The sequence below is a fragment of the Paracoccus sp. L-17 genome (assembly GCF_056857655.1).
In genome coordinates, this window is the sequence record NZ_JBSXNM010000031.1 from 17,422 (window position 1) to 30,263 (window position 12,842).

The window sequence follows — 12,842 nt, forward strand, 5'->3', positions numbered from 1 at the left end:
TGGTTTGAGGGTCGCGCTACTCTGCCGCGTCGCGGCCTTCGCGTCCAGCGACCTCTCGCAGCCATTTGCGGTGATGTCGCCAGGCCCAGCCGCCGGTCACGTCGCCCTGCGTCATCGCGCGTAGCGTTCCGCGCACCCAGAAGGCCGCGAAGACGTGCAGGATGAAGACAAGGATGATCGCCACCGCCGACAGGGAATGGATCAGCGTGGCGACGCGGCGCACGGGGATCGGAACGAACTCGGCGAAATATTGTTCCCACATCATGATGCCGGACACGATCAGGACCACGATCAGGATGGTCATGGCCCAGAAGATGAACTTCTGCCCGGCATTGTATTTGCCCAGTTCGGGCAACCGCTCTTCATGGCCGGTGACCACATCGCCGATATTGGCGACCCAGGTCGTGTCTTCGGGCTTGGGCAGGTTCAGCCGCCACATCTGCACGAACAGCAGCAGGAAGCTGAAGAACAGCAGAACGCCGACGAAGGGATGCAGCCAGCGGGCGATCTGCCCGCCGCCGAAAAGCCAGGTCAGGAAATAGAGATAGGGCGAAAAGAAGGCGAGGCCCGACAGCGCCAGCACGATGAGCGAGATCGCCGTCACCCAGTGGTTCAACCGGGTGAGGCCGCGATATCGGCTGACGCGGACCGGATCGGCGCTTTCGATGTGATCGCCGCGTTCGGAATAGAGGGGCCGACGCATCACAATTCCTCCCGATCCCTGACCAGCCGCTCGGCGGCGATTTCTTCCTCGGGTTCGACCTTGTTGCGGGAGAACAGGCCCATCAATACCGCGCCCGCCGCCGCGACCCCCATCACCGCCATGCCCGCGGTCTTGGTGACGCCCTTCCAGCCCTCGACGATGGGCGAGATGCGCGGATTGTCGGGCAGGTCGCTGTACAGCGAGGGCTTGTCGGCATGGTGCAGCACGTAGAAGACATGCGTGCCGCCGACGCCCTGGGGATCATAGATGCCGGCATTTTCGTAGCCGCGCGATTTCAGATCCTCGACCCGGTCGTTGGCATGGGCGACCATGTCTTCTTTGGTGCCGAAGACGATCGCCTTGGTCGGGCATGCCTTGGCGCAGGCCGGGCCCTGTCCCACCGCCACCCGGTCCGAACACAAGGTGCATTTGTAGCTTGTGTTGTCGACCTTGCTGATACGCGGAATGTCGAAGGGACAGCCGGTCACGCAATAGCCGCAGCCGATGCAGTTCTCGTGGATGAAATCGACGATGCCGTTGGAATACTGCACGATGGCGCCGGGCGCCGGGCAGGCCTTCAGGCAGCCCGGATCCTCGCAATGCATGCAGCCATCCTTGCGGATCAGCCATTCCAGTTCGTTCGTGGCGGGGTTGTCCCATTCGCTGAAGCGCATCAGCGTGAACATGTCGGGCGTCAGATCATGCGGGTTCTCGTAAACGCCGGTGTTCTCGCCGATCGCGGGATTGGTGTCGTTCCATTCCACGCAGGCGGCCTGGCAGGCCTTGCAGCCGATACACTTGCTGACATCGATCAACTTGGCGATCTTGGTCAATTGCCGCGTCGGCTGAGGCAGGTCCGGCGTCGCCGAGGCGCGGACGACATCCGACGGCAGCAGGTTCGATTCCATCGGTTGAACCGGTGGGTTTGCTGCCGCCGTGGTCGGTTGAGGTGCGGTCTCGGTCATGCCACCGGCTCCTCTGCTGCGGGTTCGATATTGACAAGGAACGCCTTGAATTCAGGCGTTTCCACGTTGGCGTCGCCAACAAAGGGCGTCAGGCTGTTCGGCCCCCAGCCCTTCTTGGCCACACCCATGAAGCCCCAGTGAAGCGGAATCCCGACGACATGGATGGTCTTGCCGTCGCATTGCATCGGCTTGATCCGCCTGGTCACGACGGCCTTGGCCCAGACCTGGCCGCGCTTGCCCCAGACACGGACGCGGCCGCCTTTGGCGATGCCCTTCTCGGCTGCCAGTTCCTCGCTGATCTCGACGAAGAATTCCGGCTGAAGCGAGGCGTTCACCTTGTTGTGCTTGGTCCAGTAGTGGAAATGCTCGGTCAGGCGATACGAGGTCGCGACAAAGGGAAACTCGTCGCTGGTGCCCAGTGCCTCGGCATCGTTCACGAAGATCCGGCTGACCGGATTTCCGCGCATCTTCGGGTTCAGCACGTTGGCCAGCGGGCTTTCGAAGGGCTCCATGTGGCTGGGGAAGGGACCGTCCCGCATCATTCCCCGCGTGAACAGCCGCCCCGTTCCCTCGGGGTTCATGATGAAGGGCATGACTTCGCCGGGCTTCGAGGTCAGTCCGATATCGGGAACGTCGTAGCCTTCCCATTTCTCGCCGGTCCATTCGATCAGCTTGCGGTCCGGATCCCAGGGCTTGCCCTGAAGATCGGCCGAGGCCCGGTTATACAGGATGCGCCGGTTCAGCGGCCAGGAGAAGGACCAGTTCAGGAACAGGCCGGTATCGCCCGGATCGGAATTGTCCCGCCGCGCCATGTTGTTGCCGTCCTCGTTCCAGCAGCCCGAGAAGATCCAGCAACCGCACATGGTCGAGCCATCGTCCTGCAATTGCGAAAAGTTCTTCAGCTGCTTGCCCGCCGCGACCAGGGTGGCGCCGGGATTGGCCGGGTCGGGAACGTCGCGCAGGGCGCGGCCGTTCATTTCCCTGGCCAGTTCCTCGGGCGAGGGGCTGAGCGGATCCTGATAGTTCCAGGTCAGATTGAGGATCGGTTCCGGGAATATCCCGCCCTCGTCCTCATAGAGCTTGCGCACCCGCTGGAAGATGTTGGCCATGATCCAGGTGTCGTTCCTGGCCTCGCCCGGCGGCGTCGCCCCCGGCCAGTGCCATTGCAGCCAGCGGCCCGAATTGACCAGCGCGCCTTCGTCCTCGGCAAAGCAGGTGGTCGGCAGTTCCAGAACCTCGGTCTGGATCGAGGCGCTGTCCACCTCGTTATGGACGCCGTGATTTTGCCAGAAATGCGCGGTTTCCGTCTCCAGCGGGTCCATGACGACCAGCAGTTTCAGATTCGACAGCGCCTCGGTCAGCTTGGTGCGGTCGGGGAACGCCATCAGCGGGTTGAAGCCCTGGCAGAAGTAGTTGTTGATCCGCCCCTGCTTCATCAGTTCGAACATGCGCAGCACGTCATAGGTCGGCACGTCCAGCTTGGGCAGGTAGTGATAGGCCCAGTCGGTGTCCTGGGTCGCGGCATCGCCCCACATGGCCTTCATGAAGCTGACCATGAATTTCGAATAGTTCTGCCAGTAGCTGGTCTGCCCCGGTCGCAGCGGCGTGAAGTTCCGGCTGGACATGTAGGTCTGCCAGTCGGGTTCCTTTTCCGTCGGGATGTTGAGATAGCCGGGGATCAGGTTCGACATCAGGCCCAGATCGGTCAGGCCCTGGATGTTGGAATGGCCGCGCAGCGCGTTCATCCCGCCCCCGCGCATCCCGATATTGCCCAGGATCAGCTGCAACATGGCCATCCCGCGGATGTTCTGCGCACCCTTGGAATGCTGCGTCCAGCCAAGCGCATACATCGAGGTCATCACCTTGTCGCGCGCGCTGCATTCGCCGATCATCTCGCAGATGGTCAGGAACCTGTCCTTCGGCGTGCCGCAGACATTCTCGACGAATTCGGGCGTGTAGACATCGACATGGGCCTTCAGAAGGTTCCAGACACAGCGCGGGTCTTTCAGGGTCATGTCGACCTGCGCGTAGCCGTCGGCGTCCTTCTTGTAGTCCCAGCTTTCCTTGTCGTAGTCGCGCTTTTCCTCGTCATAGCCGGTGAACAGGCCATCCGACCAGCCAAACTCGTCCTTTACCAGAAGGGCGGCGTTCGTGAAGTTCGTGACGTATTCCCACTGCACCTTGTCATTGGCGATACACCAGCGGATCACGCCCATCAGGAAGGCGATGTCGCTGCCCGGACGGATCGGGGCGTAGAAGTCGGACACGCTGGCCGTGCGGGTATAGCGCGGATCGACCACGATCAGCTTGGCGCCGCGATTGTCCTTGGCTTCGGTGACCCATTTGAACCCGCAGGGATGGGCTTCGGCGGCATTGCCGCCCATCACGATCACCAGATCGGTGTTCTTGATGTCGGTCCAGGCGTTGGTCATCGCGCCACGGCCAAAAGTTGGAGCCAAACTGGCTACCGTAGGGCCGTGTCAGACGCGTGCCTGGTTGTCGAAGCCGACGATTCCCATCGACCGGACGGCCTTGTAGGTCAGCCATGCGGTCTCGTTCGTGGTGGCCGAGGCGGCCAGGAAGCCGGTGGTCGTCCAGCGGTTGACCGGCACGCCCGCCTCGTTGACCTGCACCAGATTGGCGTCGCGGTCGTCCTTCAGCGCGCGCGCGATCTTGTTCAGTGCGTCGTCCCAGCTGATGTCCTGGAACTCGGTCGCACCCGCGGCGCGATAGCGGGGACGGGTCAGCCGGGTTTCGGCCTGCACGAAATCCCTCAGCGCCGCGCCCTTGGGGCACAGGGTTCCGCGATTGGTCGGATGGTCGGCATCGCCCTCGATATGCAGAAGATCGGCCTTTTCGCCGGCCTTCACGTCGCCCTTGGAATACATGATGATGCCGCAGGCGACCGAACAATAGGTGCAGGTGTTGCGCGTTTCCGTGGTCGTGGTCAGCTTGAAGGCGCGCACATGCGCCGCCTCGGCCGCCTCTGCTTCGCCGAAGCCCATTGCCCCCAGCGAGGTCGCCGCAACCCCAGCACCCGCCAGCCTCAGAAAGCCGCGGCGCGAGAGTTCGATATTCATGTGACCCTCCTGTTGCCTGTCAGTATGATAGGTACGATTTCCATGCTGCTGATGGCGGCACGCCAAGTCAAGCGAAACGGATCGGCCGATCTTCACTCTTCGCGGAACATCTGCTAGCGTCGGAGGTGATCATCCGATGCGCAGGCTGCGCTTGGGCCGGACAGGATTCCGGCTTGCCCGTCGGGCCGGATCATCGACACGGCGCGTGGCAAACGGGGTCTGGCATCCCGGCGGCCCGCCGGCTATCAGCCCCCTCCCGAATTCGATGCCGGAGCCGTTTCCGATGCGCCTTTTCCTTCGCCCGATCCTGTTCGCCCTTGCCCTGACCCTTGGCATCGGCGCCGCCCATGCACAGCAGACGCTGTATTTCAGCGCCATCCCGGACGAGGACGAAACCCGCCTGACAGAGCGGTTCGGCAAGGTCGCGGCCTACCTGTCCGACCGGCTGGGCGTCCCGGTGAAATTCGTCCCGGTGAAGTCCTATCCCGCCGCCGTCACCGCATTTCGCAACGATCAGGTGCAACTGGCGTGGTTCGGCGGGCTGTCCGGGGTTCAGGCGCGGCTGCTGGTTCCGGGGGCCCGCGCCATCGCGCAAGGCGCCGAGGACCGGCGATTCGTCACCTATTTCATCGCCAATACCGAAACCGGCCTGACCCGATCCGACGACTTTCCCCTGGCCGCCAGGGGCATGACCTTCACCTTCGGCGCCAAGACCTCGACCTCGGGTCGACTGATGCCGGAATATTACATCCGCGAGAAAACCGGGCAGGCGCCCGACGATTTTTTCAGCCGCGTCGGCTTTTCCGGCGATCACAGCCAGACGCTGCGGTTGGTCGCATCCGGGGCATGGCAGATCGGCGCGCTGAATTTTGCCGTCTACGATCAGGCCGTGGCCGAAAACGCGCCGGAAATCGAGACGGCGAAGGTGATCTGGAAGACGCCTTCCTATCCCGATTACAACTGGACGATCCGTGGTGATGTCGATGCCCGCTGGGGCGAGGGCTTCACCGACAAGGTGCAGGCCGCGCTGCTGGGCATGGCCGATGCGGAGCTGCTTGCGGCCTTCCCGCGCAGTGCCTTCATCGCCGCCGGCAATGACGATTACGTCCCGATCGAGACAATAGGCCGCGAACTGGATCTGCTGGAGTAGGTCTTGCAACTGCTGATTGCCGCCGATCTGGGCTATGGCGCCGCGCCTGTCCTGCGCGACGTCACGCTGGATGTCGAATCCGGTCAGCGGGTCGCGCTGCTGGGACGAAGCGGGGCGGGCAAGTCCACGCTTCTGGCGGCGATCCGGCAGGCCCTGCTGGATCGCGGGCTGCGGGTGGCGCTGGTTCCGCAGGACCATGCGCTGGTGCCGCAGCTTTCGGCGCTGCACAACGTGCTGATGGGACGGCTGGACGATCACGGCGCGCTCTACAATCTTGCGACGCTGATCCGCCCGCGCCGGACCGATCGCGCGGCGGCGCTGAAGGTTCTGGCCCGCGTCGGCCTGACGCCCGAGGCCGAGCGCCCGGTCGAGGCGCTGTCGGGCGGTCAGAAACAGCGCGTTGCACTGGCGCGGGCGCTGTATCGGGGCGGCGACGTGCTGGTCGCGGACGAGCCGCTTTCCGCCGTCGATCCGGTTCAGGCCCAGGCGCTGGCCGGCCTGATCGGAACGACCTTTCCGACCTCGATCCTTGCGCTGCACGATGTGTCGGTCGCCCTGACCTTTGCCACGCGGCTGATCGGACTGGATGGCGGCCGGATCGCGCTGGACATGCCGGCCCAGGATGCAAAGACCGCCGCGATCGAGGCGCTATATGCGCGCTAGGCCGATCACGCGCCGCGGCATTGTCGCGGGCTTTCTGATCGCGGGGCTTGTCTGCCTGCCCTTCGCCGATCTCACCCTGGCGGGAAACGATCCCTGGGCCGCGCTGTCGCGCATGGGGATGGGGTTTCTGTCGCCGGATTTCGGCGCCGTCGAACGGATCATGCGCGCCATCGCCCTGACCCTGGCCTTCGCCATCGCCGGCGTGGCGGGGGGGGCCGTGGCCGGCCTGATGATGGCGCCGTTTTATCGTCTTCGTCCGGTGCGCTGGCTGGCCATCGCCCTGCGTTCGGTCCACGAATTGTTCTGGGCGCTGATCCTGATGCAGATCGCCGGGATCGGCGTCACCACCGGAATCCTCGCCATCGCGCTGCCCTATGCCGGGATCTTCGCGAAGGTTCTATCCGAAATCCTCGACGAATCCGACCGGCGGCCCTCGGACTGGCTTGGCGCCCGGGTGGATCCGCTGAGCCGGTTCCTGTGGGCCCGAATGCCGCTGGCGCGGCGCGAGATGGCAACCTACACCCTTTACCGGCTGGAATGCGGTCTGCGGTCCTCGGCCGTGCTGGGTTTTGTCGGCCTGCCGACGCTGGGCTTTCAACTGGACAGCTTCTTTCGTCAGGGCAATTATGCAGCGGCGGGCGCGATCATGGCGGTCTATATCGCGCTGATCGCGACGATCCGTCTGTGGATGCGCCCGCATGCGGTCTGGGCATGGCTGATCGCGGCCGGAATCGTGCTGGTCCGTGTCGATGCGCCACCGATGGGGCAGGGCGCGCTGTGGCGGTTCCTGACCAGCGACATCGTGCCCGCGCCGCTGCGGCAGGGCGATCCGGCGGGGCTGGGACCGTGGTTGTGGGATCTGGTCGCGGGGTCGATCCTGCCGGGCCTCGCCGCAACGCTGGTGGTGGCGCAACTGGCCCTGATCCTTGCCGGGCTCGTTGCCTTTTGCGGGCAGGCGCTGATCGTGCCGCGCGTCACCGGCCGGCTCGTCGCCATTCCGGGCCATCTGTTTCTGGTCGTCCTGCGCAGCTTTCCCGAATACATGCTGGCCTATCTCTTTCTGCAGGTCTTCGGCCCTTCGATGCTGCCCGCGATCCTGGCGCTTGGCCTGCATAATGGCGCGATCATCGCCCATCTGCTGGGCCGGCAGGCCGGCGGGCTGGCCCTGCGCGCCGATGCGCCGCGCGGTCTGACCCTGTGGGGCTGGGAGATCGTGCCGCGACTTTTCGGGCAATTTGTCGCGCTCTGTCTCTACCGGTGGGAGATCATCATCCGGGAAAGTGCAATCGTCGGGATTCTGGGCGTCGCCACGCTGGGCTTTTATCTGGATGACGCGATTTCGCAATTGCGCCTTGACCGCGCCGTGCTGATCCTGCTGGCGACGGGCATGGTGACCGTCGCCATCGACGCGCTGTCGCGGTTCCTGCGCAGCGGACTGGGCGCGGGACGGCTGCGGGCGCGCGCAGCGTCCGAACGGGGCATTGCCCTGGCGGCAGAGGCGCCGGGATGATGCTTGGTGCGGGTGAAGGGACTCGAACCCCCACGCCTTGCGGCGCCAGAACCTAAATCTGGTGCGTCTACCAGTTCCGCCACACCCGCGCAAAGATTTCAGACGTGCGGGCGCCGGGCCCGGCTGTCCACCGATCCTGTTACGGCAAGATCCGCAACACGTCCGGGAAGACAGACGGAACGGTCGCGGGGTGGATATTACGCTTTTTCGGGCGCGTCAACGCGCATCGCCCGGGCGACGGCCGCGGTTTGCATCCGCCGGCCGTCATTCCGGGCCAAGCCGCGCACGAATTGCGGTTTGAAGATTCCGCATGACGCTTTCGGCTTCGACGGCGGTTCCGGCAAACATCGGCGCGCGGGGCTGTGCCTCCAGCAGCAGCCTTGCCTCGCTTTGCTGCCATGTGTGCCGTTCGCCGGATTTCCGGATGACGAGATGACCGAAAGGCGGCGCGAACAGGACCCGAAAGCCGTGGAACAGGGCGCGCCTGTAGAAATCGCGATCCTCGCCCTCTGCAAGTTCCTCGGCGAACGACAGTCTTTCGGCCGCGGCCCGGGTCACGATCAGGCTTGATCCGCTGCCGACGACATCGCGCGAACCCGCCCAGGGCTGGTAGTCCTGGGGGCAGAAATCGTACAGGATCGTGCCGCCGATCTTCTCGAAATGGACGAAGATTTCGGGCTTGCCACAGAGATCAGCCGACATTGCCTGCATGAATCGGATGGATCGCGACAGATAGTCGTCCAGATAAATGTCGTCGGCATCGAACCGGGCGATCAGATCGCCCCGCGAGGCCGCGACCCCCATATTGAGGGCCGCGGACAGCGAAGTTCCGCCCCGCAAGGACAGGATCCTGGTCCTCGAGAGGCCGGAACAGCCGGCAAGCCGATGCGACAGGCGTTTGGGATCGACGTCATCTCCGCTGCAGACGATCACCGCCTCCAGCGCGGGATAATCCTGTCTTTCAATCTGTTTCGCCAGATTTTCCTCGTCCTGGCGTCGATGGATCGGCGCAAGGATGCTGACCAGAGGTGACGGACCCTCTGAGGGCAATCCGAAATAGGCAGCGGCGGAGGCATATCGTCTGGCCAGCCGGTCCGCCTCGCGGTCGAGATCAATCGCGTCATTCAGACGACCACGCAGGGGGGGCGGCGCGGCAAGGATGTCCAGGGCGCGCGAATGCAAGTCGGGCAGCAGGTTTCGGTCCGCGCACGAGACCAGCGCGTTGTCGGCCGAAAGACTACCTTCGAGGGCCTGAAACAGCAGCAATGTGTTTCCCAGTCCCCCATCGGGGTCGATGAGGTCGAGACACGTCGCGGCTCTTGCCTGCGCGTCGCACTGATGCAGGATCGACGCCAGCAGAAACAACTGCCGGTCGGAACAGTTTCGCGGCTCGATCGCCTCGGCAACTTGCCTGGCCTCGTCGCGCCGACGGGCGGTGATCAGGGTCTGGGCGGTGTTCATGCGGATGCGAAAGCTGTGGCGGGCCGGTTCGGCGCAGCCTTGCAGAACCCGGACCCGGCCAGCCACGCCGTCCTTCAGATGCGCGATGCGGGCCAGCATCAGCACCGGGTCCGGCTGATCGGGTGCAAGACGTGCCGCCGTTCGGGCTTGGCTTTCGGCTGCCGCCAGATCCGCCTTTGCCAGCGCGATGCGCGCCTGCAACAAATGGTCTCTCGATGTCGTGAGACCCTGCGCCGCGATCCGCGACAGGTGTTCCCGTGCCGCCTCGGCGGCGCCCAGGTCGCACAGCGTCTCGGCCAGATCGCGCCTGATGACGGGGGAATCGCCGATTTCGTCAAGATAGTGCGACAGGATGCGCGCCCGCGCCTCGGCGCCGTCGCGCAGCAGCGCGATGCGCGCCAGTTGCAGCCATGGCCGCGGTCGTTCGGGCGCCAGCATCCGCGCCGCGTCCGCCGCGCGCTGCGCCCCCTCCAGATCGCCCTGACGGATCCTGCCTCGACCGATCAGCAGATGATCCTGAACATCGCCGCGTCCGCCGTCGATGATGTCCTGGGCCACCGAAACGGCGCCCGCGACATCGCCGCCTTGCCACAGCGCATCGGCCAGGTGACGGCGCAGTGGCAGATCGTCCCTGACCGCCGGCAGATGGCGATGAAGCAGGTCGGCCTTGGCCTTCGGCCCCTGACGCAACTCTGCCGCCCGCGCAAGCAGCAAGACCGCCTCGACCGACGAGGGATCGCGCCGCAATGCCAGCTGCGCCAGCGTTTCGGCGGAATCCAGACCGCCCGCCGTCAACTGCCTGCGGACACGCCGAAGCCGTTCGGCGGCGATGGCGGGGGGCGGTTCGGCATCCATCGTCACCCTGCATCCGGCTGCTGGGTTTCCGCCGGGCCGATCGTGTCGCCATCGTCGGGCATCAGCGGCGCCACTTCACCCCGCGGAAGATCCGTTCGGGCACGATCTGATCGCGATACTTCATCGTCAGGCCGATCATCCGGTCCATGATCTCGGGGGTCAGCCTGTTGGGCTGAAGACCCAGATCCAGAAGCCCGGTATGGGCGGGATTGTAGTAATGCTCCTCGGCCTCCTTGCGCGGATTGGGAAGCGATTCAATCTGCACGTTCAGCCCCAGCCTTTGCCCCGACTGCCGGACATGTTCGGCCAGATCGTTGACGCTGAACGTTTCGACGAACTGGTTGAAGATGCGCAACTCGCCCGGCTCGGCCGGGGTTTCGACGGCCAGCTTCACGCATTGCAGCGCATCCTTGAGATGCAGATATCCGCGTGTCTGCCCGCCCTTGCCATAGACGGTCAGAGGATAGCCCGCCACCGCCTGAACCATGAAACGGTTCAGGACGGTGCCGAAAACCTCGTCGTAGTTCAGGAACGAATACAGCCGGTCGTCATCGGCGCTTTCGTCGGTCGCCAGCCCATAGACCGGGCCCTGCATCAGATCCGTTACACGCAGCCCCCAGACGCGGACATAGAACCACAGCATGTCCGTATCGAGCACTTTCGTCGTGTGATAGAACGATCCGGCCGCGCGCGGGAACAGGAACCGATCCTTGCGTCCCTTGTGCTCGATATCGATCCAGCCTTCCTCGATATCGATGTTCGGCGTGCCATATTCGCCCATCGTTCCCAGCTTGATCAGATGAGCATCGGGGGTGAACTGGTTCATCGCGTGGATGATGTTGAAGGTCACGCCCAGGTTGTTGTCCAGCGTCAGCCGGGCCGCAGCCCGATCCATCATCGAATAGGGCGCCGAGGGTTGTTCGGCATAGTGGATGATCGCGTCGGGAACGAATTCCTCGAAGATCGCGGCTATGAAGGTCCAGTCGTCCAGATCGCCGATCCGGACCGCCAGCTCCTTGCCCGAGCGGTCCGCCCACAGGCGCGCCCTTTCGTGAAGGTTTGGCACATCGAACAACGCGTCGCAATCGATCTCTCGCATCAGCCGGCGTCGCAGATAATTGTCGACGGCCATCACCTGATGCCCGGCCGCGGCAAGTTTCATCGCGGTCGGCCAACCGATATAGCCGTCCCCGCCCAGGATCAAAATCCGCATCACGCTTCCTTCAGAGTGTCTCGAGTTGTGGAACCGTGCCGGCGGTGACCAGCCTTGCGACAACGCTTTCGGGAAGTACGCCATCGCGCATCAGCAGCGCCCAGATCTGATCGTCGCCGATCGCCGCCTCGCGGTCCGAGTGATAGACGATGCCGCTTGGCCGTGCCCCGATTTCGTCAAAGGCATATTTCTGCCGCCGCTGTTCAGCCGTATGACCGGCCGGCATGACGATCAGGAAATCGTCGCTTTCCAGAAGCCGGTTCGCCTCTTCGTCCGTTGAAAGCTCTTCCCACAGTTTTTCACCGGGGCGCGAACCGGTGATCTCGATACCGATCGATCGGGGATCATGCCCGTAGGCCGGTGCCAGGTGCTGTATCATGACCCGTGCCAGATCGACGATCCGCAGGACAGGCATCTTGGTGATGAATACTTCGCCGCCCCGGGCCAGGACCATGCTGCCGATCACCAGATCGGCCGATTGTTGCATGGTCATGACGAAACGCGTCATGCGCCTGTCGGTGACGCGCACGGGCCCGCCCGCGGCAATCTGCTGCGCGAACAGCGGCACCACCGAACCGCGCGATCCCAGCACGTTGCCGAAACGGGTCGAGGAAAACAGCGTCGGCGAATCCGAATGGGTGAGAAAGTTCATCGACGTGAACAGCCGCTCTCCCATCAGCTTCGATGTGCCCATGACATTGGTCGGGTTCACCGCCTTGTCGGAAGAGGTGAAGATGACCTTTTCAAGTCCCTGCATCTGCGCGACGCGGCCGACGACCTCGACACCCTCGATGTTGACCTTCACGGCCGAAAACGGGCTGCGTTCGCAAGACGGCACGTGTTTCAGCGCGGCACAGTGAAAACACAGATCCATGCCGTCGAAGGTGCGCCTCATCTCGCGTTCGTCGGTGATGTCGGCGTGGAAGAAGTCGAGCCCCGCCTTGCCCTTGGGGCCGGCAAAGTCCATTTCCATGTCGAACAGGCCGCTTTCGTTGTTGTCGATCACGCGAACATGTCCGACCGGGCTTGCGGCAAGTTTCTCCACGATCGCCCGGCCGACCGATCCGACTCCTCCGGTGACGACGATGCGCTTTCCGGCGAGTTGCGACAGATATTGCGACATTTCAGGTCGTCCTCCTCTTCGGGCGAGAAGACGCCCACCTCGTTCACCCGATGGCCTCGGAAGCTGCGTCCTCCGACCTCTTCCGGGACGGGAATTCGAAAGTCAATCTCCCGAGGTGC

General features: G+C 64.0%; 9 protein-coding genes, 1 tRNA gene and 1 pseudogene. 3 read left to right on the forward strand and 8 right to left on the reverse strand.

The window, feature by feature from the left end:
• Positions 1-16: 16 nt before the first annotated feature.
• The 4 genes and pseudogenes from AC13CR_RS05620 to AC13CR_RS05635 form a co-directional block, all read right to left on the reverse strand.
• On the reverse strand, positions 17-703 hold the full coding sequence (locus AC13CR_RS05620; protein WP_292950896.1) for a formate dehydrogenase subunit gamma: 687 nt from the start codon (positions 701-703) through the stop codon (positions 17-19).
• A complete protein-coding gene (fdxH, locus tag AC13CR_RS05625) occupies positions 703-1,668 on the reverse strand; it encodes a formate dehydrogenase subunit beta (RefSeq protein ID WP_292950894.1) in 966 nt (321 codons plus the stop codon). Before fdxH ends, AC13CR_RS05620 begins: the two co-directional genes overlap by 1 nt.
• Positions 1,665-4,136 (reverse strand): annotated as a pseudogene (gene fdnG, locus AC13CR_RS05630) (formate dehydrogenase-N subunit alpha); the annotation flags it as partial. The gene fdxH and the pseudogene fdnG, both read right to left, overlap by 4 nt.
• Positions 4,137-4,148: 12 nt before the next feature.
• A complete protein-coding gene (locus AC13CR_RS05635; protein ID WP_482900473.1) occupies positions 4,149-4,748 on the reverse strand; it encodes a twin-arginine translocation signal domain-containing protein in 600 nt (199 codons plus the stop codon).
• 283 nt (positions 4,749-5,031) lie between these two features.
• Between AC13CR_RS05635 and AC13CR_RS05640 the strand changes: the two genes are divergently transcribed.
• The 3 genes from AC13CR_RS05640 to AC13CR_RS05650 are packed head-to-tail and all read left to right on the forward strand — an operon-like array spanning position 5,032 to position 8,071.
• Positions 5,032-5,898, forward strand: coding sequence for a putative selenate ABC transporter substrate-binding protein (locus tag AC13CR_RS05640; RefSeq protein WP_446232144.1), 867 nt, complete (start codon positions 5,032-5,034; stop codon positions 5,896-5,898).
• Positions 5,899-5,901: 3 nt separating this feature from the next.
• On the forward strand, positions 5,902-6,561 hold the full coding sequence (locus AC13CR_RS05645) for an ATP-binding cassette domain-containing protein (protein WP_292950888.1): 660 nt from the start codon (positions 5,902-5,904) through the stop codon (positions 6,559-6,561).
• Complete coding sequence (locus tag AC13CR_RS05650; RefSeq protein ID WP_446236208.1) at positions 6,551-8,071, forward strand: PhnE/PtxC family ABC transporter permease; 1,521 nt, start codon at positions 6,551-6,553, stop codon at positions 8,069-8,071. Before AC13CR_RS05645 ends, AC13CR_RS05650 begins: the two co-directional genes overlap by 11 nt.
• 4 nt (positions 8,072-8,075) lie before the next feature.
• Here the strand turns inward: AC13CR_RS05650 and AC13CR_RS05655 are convergent.
• From AC13CR_RS05655 to AC13CR_RS05670, 4 genes are all read right to left on the reverse strand, one after another.
• Positions 8,076-8,160, reverse strand: a tRNA-Leu gene (locus tag AC13CR_RS05655).
• Positions 8,161-8,335: 175 nt separating this feature from the next.
• On the reverse strand, positions 8,336-10,387 hold the full coding sequence (locus tag AC13CR_RS05660; protein ID WP_446236474.1) for a glycosyltransferase: 2,052 nt from the start codon (positions 10,385-10,387) through the stop codon (positions 8,336-8,338).
• A 61-nt stretch (positions 10,388-10,448) separates the two neighbouring features.
• Positions 10,449-11,600 carry an NAD-dependent epimerase/dehydratase family protein gene (locus AC13CR_RS05665; protein ID WP_292953739.1) on the reverse strand — a complete coding sequence of 384 codons (1,152 nt, stop codon included), beginning with the start codon at positions 11,598-11,600 and terminating at the stop codon, positions 10,449-10,451.
• A 10-nt stretch (positions 11,601-11,610) separates the two neighbouring features.
• Positions 11,611-12,723: a polysaccharide biosynthesis protein gene (locus tag AC13CR_RS05670; protein WP_293013737.1), complete on the reverse strand. Its 1,113-nt coding sequence runs from the start codon at positions 12,721-12,723 to the stop codon at positions 11,611-11,613.
• Positions 12,724-12,842 lie beyond the last annotated feature (119 nt).